The 18,396-nt window shown below is 72.9% G+C and carries 14 protein-coding genes; 13 read left to right on the top strand and 1 reads right to left on the bottom strand.

The genetic code is table 11. From position 1 onward, the window contains the following. From GQR16_RS20105 to GQR16_RS18880, 13 genes are all read left to right on the top strand, one after another. On the top strand, positions 1-1,015 hold a 1,015-nt coding region (locus GQR16_RS20105), incomplete at its 5' end, for an FHA domain-containing protein (RefSeq protein WP_157416726.1). Continuing rightward, the gene (locus tag GQR16_RS18935; protein WP_157416725.1) at positions 1,012-1,845 is read left to right on the top strand and encodes a PP2C family protein-serine/threonine phosphatase; all 834 of its coding nucleotides are present in this window, start codon (positions 1,012-1,014) and stop codon (positions 1,843-1,845) included. The genes GQR16_RS20105 and GQR16_RS18935, both read left to right, overlap by 4 nt. Continuing rightward, positions 1,842-2,570, top strand: coding sequence for a hypothetical protein (locus GQR16_RS18930; protein WP_157416724.1), 729 nt, complete (start codon positions 1,842-1,844; stop codon positions 2,568-2,570). Before GQR16_RS18935 ends, GQR16_RS18930 begins: the two co-directional genes overlap by 4 nt. A 224-nt stretch (positions 2,571-2,794) precedes the next feature. Further along, positions 2,795-7,537, top strand: a complete 4,743-nt coding sequence (locus GQR16_RS18925; RefSeq protein ID WP_157416723.1) for a DUF4082 domain-containing protein — start codon at positions 2,795-2,797, stop codon at positions 7,535-7,537. Positions 7,538-7,580: 43 nt separating this feature from the next. Next, entirely contained in the window at positions 7,581-8,648 is a 1,068-nt protein-coding gene (locus GQR16_RS18920; RefSeq protein ID WP_157416722.1) for a Gfo/Idh/MocA family protein, read from the top strand. Continuing rightward, positions 8,645-9,637 carry an NAD-dependent epimerase/dehydratase family protein gene (locus tag GQR16_RS18915; RefSeq protein ID WP_157416721.1) on the top strand — a complete coding sequence of 331 codons (993 nt, stop codon included), beginning with the start codon at positions 8,645-8,647 and terminating at the stop codon, positions 9,635-9,637. The genes GQR16_RS18920 and GQR16_RS18915 overlap by 4 nt, the downstream gene beginning before the upstream one ends. Further along, the gene (locus GQR16_RS18910; protein ID WP_157416720.1) at positions 9,634-10,785 is read left to right on the top strand and encodes a DegT/DnrJ/EryC1/StrS family aminotransferase; all 1,152 of its coding nucleotides are present in this window, start codon (positions 9,634-9,636) and stop codon (positions 10,783-10,785) included. The genes GQR16_RS18915 and GQR16_RS18910 overlap by 4 nt, the downstream gene beginning before the upstream one ends. Further along, on the top strand, positions 10,785-11,432 hold the full coding sequence (locus GQR16_RS18905) for an acetyltransferase (protein ID WP_157416719.1): 648 nt from the start codon (positions 10,785-10,787) through the stop codon (positions 11,430-11,432). Before GQR16_RS18910 ends, GQR16_RS18905 begins: the two co-directional genes overlap by 1 nt. Positions 11,433-11,437: 5 nt before the next feature. Then, positions 11,438-12,508: a glycosyltransferase family 2 protein gene (locus GQR16_RS18900; protein ID WP_170298576.1), complete on the top strand. Its 1,071-nt coding sequence runs from the start codon at positions 11,438-11,440 to the stop codon at positions 12,506-12,508. Continuing rightward, the gene (locus GQR16_RS18895; protein WP_157416717.1) at positions 12,505-13,998 is read left to right on the top strand and encodes an oligosaccharide flippase family protein; all 1,494 of its coding nucleotides are present in this window, start codon (positions 12,505-12,507) and stop codon (positions 13,996-13,998) included. Before GQR16_RS18900 ends, GQR16_RS18895 begins: the two co-directional genes overlap by 4 nt. Next, complete coding sequence (locus GQR16_RS18890) at positions 13,995-15,158, top strand: DegT/DnrJ/EryC1/StrS family aminotransferase (RefSeq protein WP_157416716.1); 1,164 nt, start codon at positions 13,995-13,997, stop codon at positions 15,156-15,158. The genes GQR16_RS18895 and GQR16_RS18890 overlap by 4 nt, the downstream gene beginning before the upstream one ends. Then, entirely contained in the window at positions 15,155-16,417 is a 1,263-nt protein-coding gene (locus tag GQR16_RS18885) for a glycosyltransferase family protein (protein ID WP_157416715.1), read from the top strand. Before GQR16_RS18890 ends, GQR16_RS18885 begins: the two co-directional genes overlap by 4 nt. Beyond that, positions 16,417-17,298: a DUF6492 family protein gene (locus GQR16_RS18880; RefSeq protein WP_157416714.1), complete on the top strand. Its 882-nt coding sequence runs from the start codon at positions 16,417-16,419 to the stop codon at positions 17,296-17,298. The genes GQR16_RS18885 and GQR16_RS18880 overlap by 1 nt, the downstream gene beginning before the upstream one ends. Before the next feature lie 75 nt (positions 17,299-17,373). Here the strand turns inward: GQR16_RS18880 and GQR16_RS18875 are convergent, their stop codons facing one another. Beyond that, a complete protein-coding gene (locus GQR16_RS18875) occupies positions 17,374-18,393 on the bottom strand; it encodes a YveK family protein (RefSeq protein WP_157416713.1) in 1,020 nt (339 codons plus the stop codon). Between the last annotated feature and the right edge of the window lie 3 nt (positions 18,394-18,396).

The raw sequence follows: 18,396 nt of genomic DNA, 5'->3' as shown, positions 1-18,396 counted from the left end.
GGCTGGGTGGCCGGCTCCCGGCGGCCCTGCCGGCCCTGGCGCGCCCGGATCGTCGGATCTCGGCGCGCTCGCCGCCCCGGCGTTCGCCGTCGCCGCGCCGGTGGCACCCGTGGCACCCGCACCGACCCAGGCCGGATGGCCTGCGGGCGACTCCGCCCCGATCCTGCCGCCGTGGGCCGACCTGCACCCGCGCGGCGCGGCTCCGCTGCCGCCCATGCCGGCGGCCGCTCCTGCGGCTCCGGCGTTCCTCCCCGCCCAGCCGCCGGTTGCCGCTGCTGCGGGGCCCGCGCCGGCGCCCCTCGCAACGCCGATCGCCGACCCGATCTCTCGGATTCCCGGTCGCATCGAGCCGATCCAGGCCATGCCGGCGGCATCCGCGGCTCCGCTGGAGGCCGCACCGGCCGCCCCGGTCTCGCCGGCCCTGCCGACGCTGCCGCCGGTCGGGGCGCTCTCCGGTGGCGCGCCGTACGTCACCGCGCCGGCGGAGCCGATCACGGTCGGTGCGCCGGTCGTCGCAGCCCCGCCCGTCGCCGACCCGTTCGCCGTCGCGGCTCCGGCGCCGTTCACCGAGCCGCTCGCGCCCGGAACGGTCGTCACGGGAGACGACGACCTCGACGACGACCTGCTCGATCGCACCGTCGTCGTCGCCCGCAAGCCGGCCGTGACCTGGCACCTGGTGCCCGAGGGCGGCGAGCCCCTTCGACTCGCGGGCCGGGTCGTGCTGCTCGGCCGGAACCCGCGCGCCGCGGATCCCGGTGCGGGCGAACAGCGTCTCGTCGTGCCCGATCCGAGCCGCACGCTCTCGAAGACGCACGCCGTGCTCAGCCTCGACGGCGAGCAGTGGAGCATCACCGACCTGCACTCGACGAACGGCGTGCTCGTGCCCGACGGCTTCGGCGACGACGTGCTGCTCGACCCCGACGTGCCGACGCCCGTGCCCGACCGGTTCGTGCTCGGAACGCTGAGCGTGCGCATCGAACGTGACCCGCCGATCGCCGGGGTGCCCGGCCGATGACCGTGCATCAGGTGCAGCTCGCCGCCGCTGCCGCGACCGACGTGGGGCTCGTGCGTCGCGCGAACGAGGACTCCGCGCTCGCCCAGTGGCCCGTGTACGCCGTCGCCGACGGCATGGGCGGGTACGAGGCGGGCGATCGGGCGAGCGCCGCCGTGATCGACGCGTTCCGCGCGCACGTGGCCGGCAACGAGGTCGCGAGCATCGCCCAGGTGCGTGCCGCGCTCGCGGATGCCACGCTCGCCGTCGCCGCGGTCGCCGACACCACCGAACGCGGCGCGGGCAGCACGATCGCCGGCGTCGCCCTGGTCGACGACGAGGGCGAGCCCGCGTGGCTGGTCTTCAACGTGGGCGACTCGCGCGTCTACCGTCACCACGGCACCGAGCTCGAGCAGCTCACCGTCGACCACTCGCTCGCGCAGGAACTCGTCGACGCGGGAGAGCTCCGCCCCGAGGATCGCGAGCAGTTCGCCCAGCGCAACGTCATCACGCGTGCGATCGGCGGCCCCGACAGCACGGCCGACAGCTGGCTGCTGCCCGTCGTGAACGGCGAACGCCTGCTGATCTGCAGCGACGGGCTGACCGGCGAGGTCAGCGACGAGAGCATCAGGGCGACGCTCACCATGGGCGGCCGTGCGGAGTCCGTCGCCACCGCCCTCGTGCAGCGGGCCCGCCAGGCCGGGGGCCGCGACAACATCACGGTCGTGGTCGTCGACGTGATCTCGGGCGGCGTCGACGAGCTGTCGGATGCCACGACGGGGGTCGTCAGGGGTGCGGATGCCGCGGCATCCGATGACGACCACACCACCATTCCGGTGCGGAGCTGCTCGTGACCGCGGCGAACCCCGGCGAGGTGCTCGACGCCGGCCTCGAGGCCGACGAGACGATCGTCGTGGATCGGCGAGCCCGCATCACGGAGCCGCCCGTCGGAGACGCGCCCGAACCCGGCCGCGAGCCCGTCGACGGGGCGTTCGACGAGACGATCGTGGTGAGCCGGGTGCCGGCTCCCGTTCCGCCGGTTCCCGCCGGCCCTGCAGCCGTGACGCCGTTCGACCTCGACGAGACGATCGTCGTCGAGCGCACCGGGACCGGGCCGGTCGCGACCGGCCCCGCGGTCGACGGCCCCGCAGGGACCGTCCCCGCGGTGGCCGGCCAGGCCGCCGTCGACGACACGATCGTGCTCGAGCGCACGGTCGTGCGAGCGACGCCGCTGCCGACCGACGAGCCCGACGCGGTCATGCACGCGCCGACGCGTCGCGGTCGACGGGTGACGCCCGCCCCCGTGTCGGACGACGTGCTGAGCACGGCCGAGGTCGGTGCGGGTCCGGGGCTCCTCGAGCACTACGCCGCCCGCCCGATCGAGCCTGCCGCACCGCGACTCGCCCCGCTCTCGTATGCCGGCGGGCCGGAGCCGACCCGCGACCCGGCCCAGGCGCTGCCGTCGGTGGCGCGGAGCTCGCGGAGATCCGCGCGCGTCGTGCTCGCGGTCTTCGCCGGCTCGTGCGCGATCGCCGTCGTCGGCCTCGTGGTCGTCGTGGTGCTCGCGTTCGGCGTCTGAGAGCGGCGCGCCGAACGCTGTCAACCGAACTGGGGACAGCGGATGAGACGGCATGGGGGTACAACTGTGTTCACCCCGAGAAACATGAGGCTCGCTCGATGTTGAGTTCGTCCCGTGTTTTCACCCAGACCGTAATGGCCTGAGCACCAACCTGATTGCGCGCCGACGAGCACCTCGTGCCCACCCGGCGTGGCGTCGAGACTCGCTTACCCGAGGGTCTGCTCGTGTCCCACCTTGCCTTGCCCCGCCCTGCCCGCACGCACGCCGGGAGAATCCGACTCCTGGCCGCTGCGACCGGCGCGACCATCGCGCTCGCGCTCGTCGCCGCCGCGTTCGTCGGCGCCGCTGAGCCCGCCGCCGCGGCCTGCGCCAACCCCGTCGCGTGCGAGAACGCGAACCCGGGTGCCAGCCCATCGGAGTGGGACATCGACGGCGCCGGGTCCGACGACATCCAGGGCTTCGCGACCGACATCAGTGTCAACGCCGGCGGCAAGCTCGATCTCAAGGTCAAGACGACGGCTCGCGCCTACACGATCACGATCTACCGCACGGGCTGGTACCAAGGACTCGGCGCGCGCCGCATCGCGACCGTCACGCCGAGCGCGACGCTCCCGCAGACCCAGCCGCAGTGCATCACCGACGTCGCCACCGAACTCGTCGACTGCGGCAACTGGAAGGTCTCGGCGTCCTGGAACGTCCCGTCCACCGCGGTCTCGGGCGTCTACGTCGCGTTGCTGAGCCGCTCCGACACCGGAGGCCGCAGCCACATCACGTTCGTGGTGCGCAACGACGCCAGCCGTTCCGACATCGTCTTCCAGACCTCCGATCCCACCTGGCAGGCCTACAACGGCTACGGCGGATCGAACTTCTACACCGGAGGCGAGAACGGTCGCGCGTACAAGCTCAGCTACAACCGGCCCTTCGCGACGAGGGACGACAACAGCGGCCGCGACTTCTACTTCTCGGGCGAGTACGCCCAGGTGCGCTTCCTCGAGCGCAACGGCTACGACGTGACCTACCTCGCCGGTGTCGACAGCGACCGGAACGGCGCGCTCCTGCGCAACCACAAGGTCTTCCTCTCCGTCGGCCACGACGAGTACTGGTCGGGTGCGCAACGCGCGAACATCGAGGCCGCCCGCGACGCGGGGGTCAACCTGCAGTTCCTCGGCGGCAACGACGGGTACTGGCGCACCCGGTACGCGCCGTCCGCCGACGCGAGCGCCACGCCGTACCGGACCCTCGTCAGCTACAAGGAGACCTGGGCGAACCAGAAGATCGACCCCACGACGCAGTGGACCGGCACCTGGCGCGACCCGCGGTTCGCGCCGACATCCGCGGGTGCCAACCGACCCGAGAACGCGCTCATCGGCACGCTCTACATGGCGAACCACAACGACCTCCCCGTGACGGTCTCGGCGGCGGAGGGCAAGCTCCGCCTCTGGCGCGGCACCTCGCTCGCGAACCTCGCCACGGGAACCAGCGCCGCGCTGGCACCGCACACCATCGGCTACGAGTCCGACGAGGACCTCGACAACGGCTCGCGACCCCCTGGACTCGTCCGACTCTCGACGACGACCGGGCCGACCCCCCAGTACCTGCAGGACTACGGCAACACCGTGCTGCCGGGCACGACCACGCACCACCTCACGCTGTACCGGGCGCCGAGCGGGGCCCTCGTGTTCTCGGCCGGATCGATCCAGTGGGCGTGGGGGCTCGACCAGGAGCACGACGGAGCCGGGGCGCCGGCGGATCAGCGCATGCAGCAGGCGCAGGTCAACCTGCTCGCGGACATGCGCGCGTTCGCGACGACGCTGCAGTCCGGCCTCGTCGCCGCCACGGCGAGCACCGACACGACGGCGGCGACCGCGAGCATCTCCGCGCCGGTCGCCGGCGCCCAGATCGCCAACGGCAGCTCGGTCGTCGTCACCGGCACGGCCGCCGACGTCGGCGGGCGCGTCGCCGGCGTTGAGGTCTCCACCGACGGCGGTGCGTCGTGGCATCCGGCGAACGGCACGACCACCTGGAGCTACACGTTCGTGCAGCACGGCCGCGGCGCAGCCCAGATCCGTGCACGGGCGATCGACGACAGCGCGAACATCCCGTCGACCGCCGCCACCGTCGCGACCTCGGTCGTCGGTCCGTACTCCGTCTTCGGCGCGCAGGCGCCCACCGTCGTGGACTCCGGCGACGCCTCGGCCGTCGAACTCGGCCTGCGGTTCACGCCGACCGACGCCGGCTTCGTCTCGGGCGTGCGCTTCTACAAGGCGGCGGCCAACACGGGGGTGCACGTCGGTTCGCTGTGGTCGCCGCTCGGCGAACGGCTGGCCACCGTCACGTTCACCGGGGAGACCGCGTCGGGCTGGCAGAAGGCCACGTTCTCGCCCTCGGTGCCGGTGACGGCAGGCACCCGGTACACCGTCTCGTACACGGCACCGCGCGGACACTACTCGGTGCAGCCCGACGCGTTCTGGGCCGCGGGCATCACGAGCGAGCCGCTGCTCGTCGACGGCGGCTACGGGGTCCCGGCCGCGGCCGTCTACGGCGCGCCCGGCGAGCATCCGACGAACTCCTTCGAGTCCAGCAACTACTTTGTCGACGCCGTCTACGAATCGTCGGACTCGACGCCGCTCGCGGCCTCCAACCTCTGGCCGCTTCCGGGCTCGACGAGCGTTCCGGCATCGACCACCCTGAGCGCCAAGTTCCTGAAGGCCGTCGTCTCGGGTTCCGTCGGCTTCACCGTGACCGACCAGCTCGGCAACGCGGTCACGGGAGCCACCGCGTACGACGCCGCAGCCCGCGTCGCGACGTTCACCCCGTCGACGCCGCTGAACGGCTTCGTCGCCTACACCGTCGTGCTCAAGGCGACGCCGTCCGGCGCGAGCACCCCGCCCGCCGAGGTCTCCCGCTGGACGTTCACGACCGTGAAGCCCACGCCGGCGGCGGGCATCTGCCCGTGCCGCCTGTTCAACGACTCGACCACGCCGGGCGTGCTCGAGGTCGCCGACTCCGCGGCGGTCACGCTGGGCGTGAAGTTCACGCCCGCCGTCGACGGCACCGTGACCGGCGTCGCGTTCTACAAGGGTGCGGGCAACACCGGTCAGCACGTCGGGAGCCTCTGGTCGACCGCCGGCGACCAGCTCGCCACGGCGACCTTCGCCGGCGAGAGCACGAGCGGATGGCAGACGGTCTCGTTCGCGGCACCCGTGAGCGTGAAGGCCGGAACCCAGTACGTGGCCGCCTATCGCACCCCGGTCGGGCGGTACTCCGCCACGCTCGGCGCGTTCAACGGCAGCGGGGTCGCCTACGGACCGCTCAGCGCCGCCGCGAACGCGGGCGCCTACACCTACGGCTCCGGCTACCCGGGCAGTGCGAGCACCAGCAACTACCTCGTCGACGTGGTGTTCGAGAAGGGCGTCGATCCCATCGCGCTCGTCTCGACCACGCCGGCGGCGGGAGCGCTCGACGTCGACCGGGCGAGCACCGTCTCGGCGAAGCTCTCGATGCCCGTCGCGCCCGGATTCTCCCTGACGGTCGCGAGCGGGGGCAGCCCGGTCGCGGGGACGGCGGCGCTCTCGGACGACCGCACCACGATCACGTTCACCGCGTCGGCGCCGCTGCCGAATGCCGCGACCGTGACCGCGACGCTCACGGGCGTGCGCTCGGACGCCGGCTCGCTGCTCCCGCCGCGCACCTGGTCGTTCACGACCGCCGACTCGGGCGGAACGACCACGAGCTACTCGCTGTTCGGCAGCACGACGCCCGCGTCCACCTCGATCGACGACGGCTCCGGCGTCGAGCTCGGGATGTCCTTCTCCACGACGAGTCCGGGCAGCGTCACGGCCATCCGCTTCTACAAGGGCGCCGGCAACGGCGGAACGCACACCGGATCCCTCTGGTCGGCGAGCGGGGCACGACTCGCGGCGGTCACGTTCGCCGACGAGACGGCCACGGGCTGGCAGACCGCCCTGCTCGACACGCCGGTCGCCCTGCAGCCCGGCACGGAGTACGTCGTCTCGTACTACGCGCCGCAGGGCCACTACGCCGCGACGGGCGGCTTCTTCCAGAACGCGGCGTCCTCCGGGCCCCTGCTCGCGCCGTCGGCCGGCAACGGTCGGTACCGCTACGGCACCGGCGGTGCGGTGCCGACGTTCACCTGGAACCAGACGAACTACTTCGTCGACGTGATCTTCCGGACGGCCGTCGTCGCGCCGGTGACCGTCGTCTCGACCAGCCCCGCCGCGGGGCTCACAGATGTCGCGGTGGGGGAGCGGATATCAGCCCAGTTGTCCGCCTCTCCCACCGTGGCAGCCACCATGACCCTCACCGGTCCGAACGGCGCGGTCGCCGGACACAGCGAATGGGATGCCGCGTCGAACACCGTCTCGTTCGTGCCGGACCAGCCGCTCGCGTGGACGACGTCGTTCACCGCGGCGGTGTCGATCGGCGGGCAGAGTCCCCAGGGCGGCAGCTGGAGCTTCACGACGCGCGCCCAGCCGGTCACGACCACGTCGTTCTTCCCGGCGTCGGCCGTGCCGAACCGGACCGACTTCGACGACGCGACCCTCATCCAGCTCGGCGTGCGCTTCACCTCGACGCAGCCCGGCACCGTGAGCGGCATCCGGTTCTACAAGGTCGCCGGCGACGCGAACACGCACGTCGTGCGGCTCTGGGCCGCGGACGGCACGGCGCTCGCCTCCGCGACCTCGCTCGGGGAGACCGTCAGCGGCTGGCAGACCGTCTACTTCGCCTCGCCCGTGCAGATCGCGGCATCGATCGAGTACCGCGCCACCTATTCCACCCCGCGCGGCCGGTATGCCGCCGACCTCGGCGCGCTGGCCGAGGCGGTCGTCGCCGCACCGCTCTCGACGGTCCCCGTCGGCGGGGTCTACGTGTACGGCGCCGGGTACCCGAGCGCCGTGAGCTCGCACAACTACTGGGCGGACGTCTTGTTCACGCCCGGAGGGTGATCCGGTACGCCGGATCCAGCTTCACGGGCGGAAGGCGGAGAACATGGAACGACTGGGCATCGCCGTCATCGGCGCGGGCTACTGGGGGCCGAACCTGGTGCGCAACCTCCGGGCGAGCGACGACTGGCAGCTGCGGTACGTCTGCGATCTCGACCTCGACCGCGCCGGCCGGGTGGCCGGGCCGGCAGGCGACGTGCGCGTGACGGACTCGCTCGACGAGGTGCTCGCCGACCCGGCCGTCGACGCGGTCGCGATCGCCACGCCGGCGGCGACCCACCACGGACTCGCCCTCGCCGCGCTCGGGAGCGGTCGGCACGTGCTCGTCGAGAAGCCGCTCGCCGACAGCACCGACCACGGCGGCGCGATGATCCGCTCGGCGGCGCAGGCCGGGCTCGTGCTGATGGCCGACCACACCTACTGCTACACGCCGGCGGTGCAGAAGATCCGGGAACTCATCGAGGAGGGTGCTCTCGGGGACCTGCTCTACATCGACTCGGTGCGCATCAACCTCGGGCTCATCCAGCCCGACGTCGACGTCTTCTGGGACCTCGCCCCGCACGACCTCTCGATCATGGACTTCATCCTCCCCGGCGGCCTCAGCGCGGAAGCCGTCGCAGCCCAGGGCTCGGACCCGCTCGGCGCCGGCCGCTCCTGCGTCGGCTACCTGTCGATGCCCCTCGCCCGTGGCGCCATGGCCCACGTGCACGTCAACTGGCTGAGCCCGACCAAGATCCGCAGGATGGTGATCGGCGGAACCCGCCGCACGCTCGTCTGGGACGACCTGAACCCCCAGCAGCGCGTGAGCGTGTACGACCGGGGCGTCGATCTCGCCGCGGCATCCGACGATCCCGCCGACCGCGCCGCGGCGACCGTCTCCTACCGGCTCGGGGACACCTGGTCGCCGGCGCTGTCCGAGCGCGAGGCGCTCGCGTCGATGGTCGCCGAGTTCGCCGCGAGCATCCGCGAGGGAAGACCCGCGCGGACCGACGGGCGGGCCGCGATCCGGGTGCTGCGCGTGCTCGAGGCCGCCACGCGCAGCCTCGCGGAGGGCGGAGGCCTCTCGGCGGTCGAGCGCGACGATCTCCCGAGCGAGATGGCGGTCGCGCGATGACCGCCGTCGCCGGGGCCCGGGTGCTCGTGACGGGCGGGGCGGGCATGATCGGATCCACGATCGTCGATCGGCTGCTCGATGCCGGTGCGGCATCCGTCGACGTGCTCGACAACCTCGTGCGGGGCCGCCTCGAGAACCTCGACCACGCCATGGCCCGCGGGCCGGTCTCGGTCGTGGAGGGCGACATCCGCGATGCCGCCCTCGTCGATCGGCTCACGCGAGGCAAGGACCTCGTGTTCCACGAGGCGGCGATCAGGATCACCCAGTGCGCCGAGGAGCCGCGGCTGGCCCTCGAGGTGCTCGTCGACGGCACGTTCAACGTCGTCGAGGCCGCGGCGAGGCACGGAGTCGGCAAGCTGGTGGTCGCCTCGAGCGCGTCGGTCTACGGCATGGCGGAGGAGTTCCCGACGGGCGAACGGCACCACCACCACAACAACGACACGATCTACGGGGCGGCGAAGTCGTTCGGCGAGGGGCTGGTGCGCAGCTTCCGGGCGATGGAGGGGCTGCGGTACGTCGTGCTGCGCTACTTCAACGTGTACGGCCCGCGCATGGACGTGCACGGGTACTACACCGAGGTGCTCGTGCGGTGGATGGAGCGCATCGCCGACGAGCTCCCTCCGCTCGTGCTCGGCGACGGCGCCCAGACGATGGACTTCGTGAACGTGCACGACGTCGCCAGGGCGAACCTCCTGGCCGCCTCCGCCGATCTCGACGAGGGCGTCTACAACGTCGCGAGCGGGCGGGAGACGAGCCTGCTCGGACTCGCGAACGCCCTGCTCTCGGCCATGGGGTCCGATCTGAGCGTCGAGCACGGACCTGCTCGGGGCGTGAACGGGGTCGTGCGCCGGCTCGCCGACACCGGGGCTGCCCGCCGCGACCTGGGCTTCGAGGCGCAGGTCGACCTCGAGGCGGGGCTCCGAGAACTCGTGGACTGGTGGAGCCCGCTGCGGGCGGACATCGCCGCGTCGAGGGCGGTGCACTCATGAGCGCATCGCAGGCGACCCGGATCGACGTCATGCGTCCGTGGCTCGGCCGTGAGGAGGCCGACGCCGTGGCCGACGTGATCGCGTCGGGCTGGATCGCCCAGGGGCCGAGGGTCGCCGCGTTCGAGGCGGCCTTCGCCGAACGCATGGGCGCGCAGCATGCGGTCGCGACCTCGAGCTGCACGACCGCGCTCGACCTCGCCCTCCTCGTCGCGGGCATCGGCCCGGGCGACGACGTCGTCGTGCCGTCGTTCTCGTTCATCGCGACGGCGAACGCGGTCGTGCACGTGGGCGCGCGGCCCGTCTTCGCCGACGTCGAGGCGGTCACGGGCAACGTCAGCGCGGCGACGATCGCGGCAGCGGCGACGCCTGCCACGCGGGCGGTGATCGCGGTCGACCAGGGCGGGATGCCCGTCGACCTCGAACCGATCCGGTCGTTCTGCGACATCAGGGGCATCGTCGTCGTCGAGGATGCCGCGTGCGGGGCGGGATCCAGGTCGCGCGGCGCGCCCGTCGGCATCGCCGCCGACGTCACCGCCTGGTCGTTCCACCCCCGCAAGCTCCTCACGACCGGGGAGGGCGGCATGATCACGACGGCGCGCGGCGACTGGGCCGCGCGGGCCCGCCGCCTGCGGGAGCACGCGATGAGCATCTCGGCCGCCGAGCGCCATGCGAGCGTCCTCTCGCCGGCCGAGGAGTACCTCGAGGTGGGCTACAACCATCGGATGACCGACGTGCAGGCGGCCATCGGCCTGGTGCAGCTCGGCAGGCTCGACGAGATGGTGGCCCGTCGGCGCGAGCTCGCCCGGCACTACGCCGCCGGGCTCTCCGGGCTCGACGGCATCCGCGCGGTCGAGGACCCGCCGATGGGCGAGAGCAACTTCCAGTCCTACTGGATCGAGGTCTCCGAGCCGTTCCCGCTCGAGCGCGACGAGCTGCTCGCCGCGCTGGCCGACGCGGGGGTCTCCGCCAGGCGCGGCATCATGGCAGCCCACCGCCAACCCGCGTACGCGTTCCGCGACACCGGCGGCGCGCCGCTCGAGACGACCGAGCGGCTGACCGACCGGACGCTCATCCTCCCGCTCCACCACGGGCTCGACCGCGACGACCTCGACCGCGTCGTCGCCGTGATCGCCGAGGCGGCGCGCTGATGCATCCGCTCCTCGTCATCGGCGCGAGCGGCCTCGCCCGCGAAGTGATCGCCGTCGCCCCCGAGGCGGGTCTCGACCCCGTGGGGATCGTCGACGACGACGCGTCGCGGCTGCCGTACCCGGTCGGCGGGGTGCGGGTGGTCGGCACGATCGACGACGTGCTCGCCTTCCCGGACGCGCTCCTGCTCGTCTGCATCGGCTCCGGCGCCGCCCGGGAACGGGTCGTCGCCCGGCTCGCCCGCCGCGGCATCGACCGATTGCGCTACGCGACCCTCGTCGACCCGAGTGCGCGGAACGCCGGTGCCAGTCCGATCGGCGCGGGATCGATCCTCCTCGCCGGAGCCGTCGTCACGACGGACGCCCTGATCGGGGAGCACGTCGTCGTGATGCCGAACGCGACGATCACGCACGACTGCCTCGTCGGCGACTTCGCGACGCTCACGGCCGGGGTCAGCCTGGGCGGCGGGGTCACCGTCGGACGACGCGCGACGGTGGGCATGAACGCCTCGGTGCGCCAGCACGTCTCGATCGGCTCCGACGCCACGATCGGCATGGGCGCGGCGGTGCTGCACGACGTGCCCGCCGGGGAGACCTGGGTCGGCGTGCCCGCCGCGCCCATGAGGTACGCCCGGGTCGGCGGTGCCTGATGCGGGTGCGGTGGCCCCGCTCCGGTGACGCCCGCCCCGGCGTCACCGTCGTGATCCCGTGCTACAACTACGGGCGGTACCTGGATGCCGCGACCGGCGCGGTGCTCGCGCAGCCCGACGTCGAGCCCCGCGTGATCATCGTCGACGACGCCTCCACCGACGGGTCGCTCGACACCGCCCTCCGGATCGCCGAGCGCGACGAACGCGTCACGGTCATCTCGCACACCGTGAACGCCGGGCACATCGCGACGTACAACGACGGGCTCGCCGCGGTGTCGACCGAGTTCGTGTCGCTCGTCTCGGCCGACGACCTCGTCGCGCCCGGCGCCCTCGCCCGCGCGTCGCGGCTCATGCTCGCCGAGCCGAGCGTCGGCATGGTCTACGGCAGGCCGCTCGAGTTCGGGGACGACGGCCCGCCGCCCGTTCCCGAGCGCCGCCGCGCGAACTGGACCGTCTGGCGCGGGCGGGAGTGGATCGCGATCGCCTGCTGGCGCGGGCGGAGCTTCATCCTCTCGCCCGAGGTGGTCATGCGCACCGAGGCGATGCGCGAGGTCGGCCCGTACAACCCCGCCCTCCCGCACTCCGGCGACCTCGAGTACTGGCTGCGCACCGCGGCGCGATGGGATGTCGCACGCGTGAACGGGCCGGTGCAGGCCGAGTACCGCGTGCACGACGCGAACATGCACCTCACGACGTTCGCGGGCATGGCCGAGGACCTGCGACACCGCGCCCTCGCGTTCCGCGGCCTCTCCGAACCCGGCACGTGCGACGAGCTGCCGCGGCATGCGGCCCTCGTCGCCCGCGCGGAGCGCTCGATCGCGCGGGAGGCACTGCTCCTCGCGCAGCGCGAGCTCGATCGCGGCGGCGACGTCGACGCCGCCTCCGAGTTGTTCCGGGTCGCCGGCGAGGTGCGCCGGTCGTCGCTGCGCGGGCGCCGTGGCCGTGCGGTCGTTCGGCGCCTGCGTCGGGCCCACGGCGGTGCCTCGCCCGATGCGGTCCACCGCGGCCTCGAAGCGGCCCGTCGGCAGCTCGACCGCGTGCGGTGGACCGTGTGGCGGCACCTGGGGGTGTCGTGACCGAGACGATGCAGCCCGTGCTCGCACGCCGCGTCCGCCGCGGTGCGATGTGGGGTGCGGTCAACGTCGGCGCCTCCCGGGTGCTCGGCTTCGTCTCGACGATCATCGTCGCGCGGCTCATCGCACCCGAGCACTTCGGTGCGCTCGCCGTGGCGCTCGTCGTGCAGACGATCGCGCTCAACATCGCCGAACTCGGCGCCACGGCGGCCCTCGGCCGTGGCGACCGCGACCCCGACGAGATCGCGCCGACGGTGTTCACCATCTCGATCGCGACGAGCGCGGTGCTGACCGGGGCGATGGTCGTGGGTGCACCGTGGCTCGCGGCCACGCTCGGCGACCCCGCGGCGGCCGACGTGATCCGGGTGCTCGCCCTCACCGTCGCGCTCGCCGGGGCGTGCTCGGTGCCGACGGCGATGGTGTGGCGCGACTTCCTGCAGGGGCGCCGGATCGCCGTCGACCTCGCCGGCATCGTCGTCTCGCTCGTGCTCGTCGTGCCGATGGCCGGGTGGGGGTGGGGCGCACTGGCGCTCGCCTGGTCGCGGGTCGGCGGACAGCTCGTCTCCGCGGTCGGCTACTGGATCATCACCCCTCGCCGATACGCCCCCGGCTGGAACCGGAGAGAAGCCGGAGGGGTCCTGCGTCTCGGTCTCCCGCTGGCGGCCGCGAACCTCGTCGTCTTCGCCACGTTGAACCTCGACTACGTCGTCGTCGGTCGGCTGCTCGATCCGGTCGCGCTCGGCCTCTACCTGATGGCGTTCAACCTCGCGAGCCTGCCGTCGAGCGTCGTGACGGCCGTCGTCCGCACCGTCGCCGTTCCGGCGTTCGGCCGGTTGCACGCGGCGGGCACGCTGCCCGGCGAGGCGGTGCGCGTGGCACGCGGCCTCTCCTTCGCGGCCTTCCCGCTGTCGGCCCTGCTCGTCGGCGTGGCCGGGCCGCTCATCGTGACCCTGTTCGGTGAGCGGTGGGCTCCCGCGGCCGCGGCCATGCTCGGGCTCGGGGTCTTCGGGATGGCGCGCATCCTCACCGAGCTCTTCGCCGACCTCTGCGTCGGCGCCGGTCGCACGCTCGGGCTGTTCTGGGTGCAGGTCGTCTGGCTCGCCGCCCTCGCGCCGGCACTCTGGTTCGGCGTCTCGCAGTGGGGCATCGCCGGTGCCGGGTACGCGCACGCGGCGGTCGCGTGGCTCGTCGTCGTGCCGGTCTACCTCGTGCTCGTGCAACGGGGCGTGGGCGCCTCGGCCGGGCGGATGCTTCGGGCCTGCCTCGGCCCGGCCGTGGGCGCCGTGCTGTGCGCGGCATCGGCGGCGCTCGTCGCGTCGGCGACGGGTGCGACGGATGCGCCAGTGCTCGCGGTGCTCGCAGGTGGGTCGGTCGGCCTCATCGTCTACCTCGTCGCCACGCTGCCGATCGGACTCCGCTACCTCGCGGCGTTCCGCGCGCGGGGCGGGGCCACTGCGCCGGAGGGCGCCCGAACCGAGGAGATCCCGACATGAGCGTGCCGTTCACCGATCTCGCCGCCCAGCAGCACGAGGTCGACGAGGAGGTGATGCCGAGGCTGCGCGCCGCGCTCGCGTCGGGCGCGTTCATCGGCGGGCCGGAGGTCGAGGCGTTCGAACGCGAGTACGCCGCATACGCGGGGTCCGACCACTGCGTGGGCATGGGCAACGGCACCGACGCGCTCGAGGGTGCGTTGCGCGCGATCGGCGTCGGACCCGGAGCTGAGGTGATCCTGCCGGCGAACACCTTCATCGCGACGGCCGAGGCCGTGGTCCGCGCCGGGGCGACGCCCGTGCTCGTGGACGTGGACGAACGCACGCTCCTCATCGATCCTGCCGCCGTCGAGGCCGCCGCAGGTCCGCTGACCCGTGCCGTCATCGCGGTGCACCTCTACGGACAGCTCGCCCCCGTCGAGCTCCTCACGCCGATCGCACGACGATTCGGCGCCGTCGTCGTCGAAGACGCCGCGCAGTCGCACGGCGCCCGTCGCCTCGGCGGCGTCTCCGGCAGCCTCGGGCGGATCGCGGCCACGAGCTTCTACCCGGGCAAGAACCTGGGGGCGGCGGGCGACGGCGGCGCGGTCACGACCGACGACCCGGAGCTGGCCCGACGGGTCCGCATGATCGGCTCGCACGGCAGCGAGCGCAAGTACGAGCACGAGGTGCTGGGCTTCAATTCGCGGCTCGACGCCGTGCAGGCGATCGTGCTCTCCGCCAAGCTCAAGCGGCTCGAGGACTGGAACGCCCGGCGGCGGGCCGTCGCCTCGGTCTACGACGCCCTGCTCCACGACCTCGAGGACGTCGTGCTGCCCGTCACGGCCGAGGGCAACGAGCACGTCTGGCACCTCTACGTCGTGCGCGTGCCCGACCGCGAACGCGTCGCCGCCGACCTGGCGGCCGCCGGAATCTCGACGGGCATCCACTACCCGGTTCCGCTGCACCGTTCGCCGGCGCTCGCCGGCAGCCTGATGAGGGTCTCCGACTGCCCCGTGACGGATGCCGCGGCATCCGAGATCCTCAGCCTGCCGGTCTTCCCGCACATGACCGCGCACCAGATCGTCCTGGTCGTCGAGGCGCTCCGCATGGCGTTCGGGCGACCGCTCGGAGCCGACTCTCTGGACCGGGCGCGCGCGCTCGAGGGGACGGGTCGGCCATGACCGGGCGCGTGAGTCTCGCCGAGCTCGCGACGCGCCTCCGCCGCGACGGCGTGCGCGGCGTCGGGCGACGACTCGCCTTCGAGCTCTATCGCCGTACGGGCGCGGAGCAGCTCGAATCCGCGATCGACGAGGCGGACCTCGCGGATCCGCTCGACGCCCTGAACCTGCCAGGACCGTCGGAGCATGGCCGAGCGGGAGGCCCGATCGAGGTCGGCTGGATCTGCACCGCGCCGGGGCCGGGCTCGGGCGGCCACACGACGCTCTTCCGCATGATCGCGGGAGCCGAGGCGCGCGGCATGGCCTCGACCGTGTACCTGCACGACGCGAGGGGCGGCGACCTCCGCCGTCATGAGCGGGTGATCCGAACGCACTGGCCGTGGCTGAGGGCCGAGATCAGGGATGCGGCCGAGTCGCCCGCCTTCGCCGGCATGGACGCAGTCGTCGCGAGTTCGTGGGAGACGGCGCATGTGCTCGCGACCCGCGGCACGTCGCCGATGGCGCGCCTCTACTTCGTGCAGGACTTCGAGCCGCTCTTCCACCCGCACGGATCCGTCCGTGCGCTCGCCGAGGACACGTACCGGTTCGGATTCCGGACGATCGCCCTCGGCGAGATGGTGCAGGCGGAGCTCGCGGCGATCGGCGTGCCCTCGGTGCTCGCGCCGTTCGGCAGGGACGGCGACGCCTATCGCCTCCTGTCGGGCGGCCCGCCCCGTTCGGGACTCGTCTTCTATGCGAAGCGGGGCAACGACCGTCGCGGGTACCTGCTCGGCAAGCTCGCACTGCATGCCTTCCACGGCATGCATCCCGAGCAGGAGATCCACATCGTCGGCGATCGCGTCTCCGACTGGGACATCCCCCTGACGCAGCACGGCGTGCTCGCACCCGAGCAGCTCAACGGGCTCTACAACCGGGTGCTCGGCGGGCCCGCCCTCTCGTTCACGAACATCACGCTCGTGGTCGACGAGATGCTCGCATCGGGCGCCATCCCCGTCGTGAACGACACCGTGCATTCGCGGGCGGTGCTGCGTCATCCGGATGCGGTGTGGGCGCCGTCGAGCCCGGGCCGGATCGCCCTCGCGCTCGCCGAGCTCGTCGAGCATGGCGACCGTGTCGAGCGGGCGACGCGGGCTGCGGAGTTCAGCGCACGCAACGGGGTGGGATGGGACCTCGCGGAGGACGTCGTCGCATCCGCCATCCGCGATGCGATCGACGGTGCCCGGTCGCCGTCGGCGGAGGCCGGAACGGAACGGCGGGCCTGATGGTCGGCCCTCCGACGCTCACGATCATCACGCCGAGCTACGCCCCGGACCTCGAGCTGTGCCGCGACCTGCGCGCCTCGCTCGTCCGCCACGCCGCGCCCACGACGGCTCATCGCATCATCGTGCCTCGTCGTGACCTGCACCGCTTCGCCCCGTTGGCCGAGCTCGGTGCGACGGTCGTCGACGTGGACTCGGTCATGCCGTCCCAACTGCGGAAGGCGCCGCGGATGAACATGTGGGTCAACGTCGAGTCGCCGTTCCCGCCCATCCGAGGCTGGATCGCGCAGCAGCTCGTCAAGCTCGCGGCCGCGGCGTCGGCCGAGACCGACATCGCACTGCTCGTCGACTCCGACGTCGAGTTCATCCGCGCCGTCGACGGGCTGACCTTCGCTCCATGCGGCCGGCTCCCGCTCTACCGCCTGGCCGACGCCGTCAGCGACGCCCTGCCCCGTCATCGGCTCTGGCACGACACGGCCCGTCGCCTGCTGGGGCTGGCTCCCACGACGGCCTCCCGCCTGCCCGACTACATCTGCTGGCCCTGCGCATGGGACCCGGCCATCGTGCGCGCCATGCTGCGCCGCATCGAGTACGCGACCGGTCGCTCGTGGGCGACGTCCATCGGACGCGAGCTGCACTTCTCCGAGATGATCCTCTACGGCGTCTACGTCGAGGAGATGCTCGGCACGGCGCTCAGCGGCACCGTCGACGGCATGCGGTGCAGGGTGCACCCCGACGAGATCCCGCTCGACGGCGACGGGCTCGATCAGTTCCTCTCCGAGGTCGCCGAGACGGATGTCGCGGTCATGGTCTCGGCGAAGTCGGGCACGGGGCTCGAGCAACGCCGTGCCGCGATGCGGCGCCTCACCGCTCGGCTCGGCTGACCCCGCAGCCCCCGCAGCCCCCGCAGCCCCCGCAGCCCCCGCAGCGCCGTGGGGGCCGTGGCACGGAGGCTGCCGTCAGCGCCGCGCGTGGGGCAGTTCGAGTTCGCGGGCGGCGTCGGTATCGGCGTCGATCCCGTCGTGGCCGTCCGCGGCGGAGTCCGGCTCGTCGGTCGGATCGTTCGGCGCATCCCCGGCGGAGCGCGCCGTCTTGGCGGCCCGCTTCTTCCGGGCGGGACGCTTCCCCCGACCGACTCGCTCCGCTCCGCCTCGTTCCACGGACTCCGCCGTCACGAGGCGCTGCTCGGCCTCGGAGGCCTCGAGTGCCGGCGCATCCGCGGCGTCCGTCGCAGCGGGTTCGCCCGCGGCATCCGGAGGGTCGGGTTCGTCGCCCTCCTCTTCTTCATCTTCTTCGAGCGCTGCGGCTTCTTCGAGCGCTGCGGCCGCCGCGGCCGCTCGTCGTCGAACCCGCACGGCGTCGATCGACCGGCCGAGGGACACCGCGCCGAACACGAGCACGACGCCGCCGACGAGCACGATGACGACCGCGCGGAGCCGGCTCGAGAACTGCTCCGTCGCCTCGTCGGCCTGGGCCACCATGAGCGAGGTGAACAGGAAGCGGTCGTCGGCGCCGTTCACTTTCTGGATCGTCCGGAGTTCGCGTTCGAACATCGCGCCGAGCGCCGCCGACGTGCCGACCGACTGCGTCGGCGTGGCCCCGACGCCCGTGATCTCGACGATGAAGCCGCTGCCGCCCACGCCCGGCGCGACCGAGAAGTCGCGACTCAACCCGACGTCCTCGAGGTACGCGGCAGTGGCCGGCGACTGGAGGCGGGTGATGACCACGTTCGCGACGAGGTTCGGGTCGGTCGAACGGAGGTAGGGATTGTCGCCGTTCAGCTTCGCCAGCGCGGGATCGCGTTCGATGTCCGCCTCGGTCGGGACATCCGGATTGACGAGGGCGTAGCTCGTGGTCGACTCGTAGCTGCGCGGGCCGAGCGCGTAGACGTACGCGGCGACGCCGAGGGTGATCAGCAGCGCCGGCAGGACGAACCAGCGGTACTTCCACAGCGATCGGAGGACTCCGGTGGGATCCATGGC

The sequence above is a fragment of the Agromyces allii genome, assembly GCF_009749385.1.
In the GTDB taxonomy this organism is placed as follows: Bacteria; Actinomycetota; Actinomycetes; order Actinomycetales; family Microbacteriaceae; genus Agromyces; species Agromyces allii.
The sequence above is the reverse complement of the archived record's forward strand: the minus strand, read 5'-3'. Positions and strand labels throughout refer to the sequence as shown.

Bases quoted from the DNA above. Each gene is read 5' to 3' on its own strand.
- GQR16_RS18935 (WP_157416725.1), top strand. From the start codon at position 1,012: ATGACCGTGCATCAGGTGCAGCTCGCCGCCGCTGCCGCGACCGACGTG.
- GQR16_RS18920 (WP_157416722.1), top strand. From the start codon at position 7,581: ATGGAACGACTGGGCATCGCCGTCATCGGCGCGGGCTACTGGGGGCCG.
- GQR16_RS18915 (WP_157416721.1), top strand. From the start codon at position 8,645: ATGACCGCCGTCGCCGGGGCCCGGGTGCTCGTGACGGGCGGGGCGGGC.
- GQR16_RS18910 (WP_157416720.1), top strand. From the start codon at position 9,634: ATGAGCGCATCGCAGGCGACCCGGATCGACGTCATGCGTCCGTGGCTC.
- GQR16_RS18905 (WP_157416719.1), top strand. From the start codon at position 10,785: ATGCATCCGCTCCTCGTCATCGGCGCGAGCGGCCTCGCCCGCGAAGTG.
- GQR16_RS18890 (WP_157416716.1), top strand. From the start codon at position 13,995: ATGAGCGTGCCGTTCACCGATCTCGCCGCCCAGCAGCACGAGGTCGAC.
- GQR16_RS18885 (WP_157416715.1), top strand. From the start codon at position 15,155: ATGACCGGGCGCGTGAGTCTCGCCGAGCTCGCGACGCGCCTCCGCCGC.
- GQR16_RS18880 (WP_157416714.1), top strand. From the start codon at position 16,417: ATGGTCGGCCCTCCGACGCTCACGATCATCACGCCGAGCTACGCCCCG.
- GQR16_RS18875 (WP_157416713.1), bottom strand. From the start codon at position 18,393: ATGGATCCCACCGGAGTCCTCCGATCGCTGTGGAAGTACCGCTGGTTC.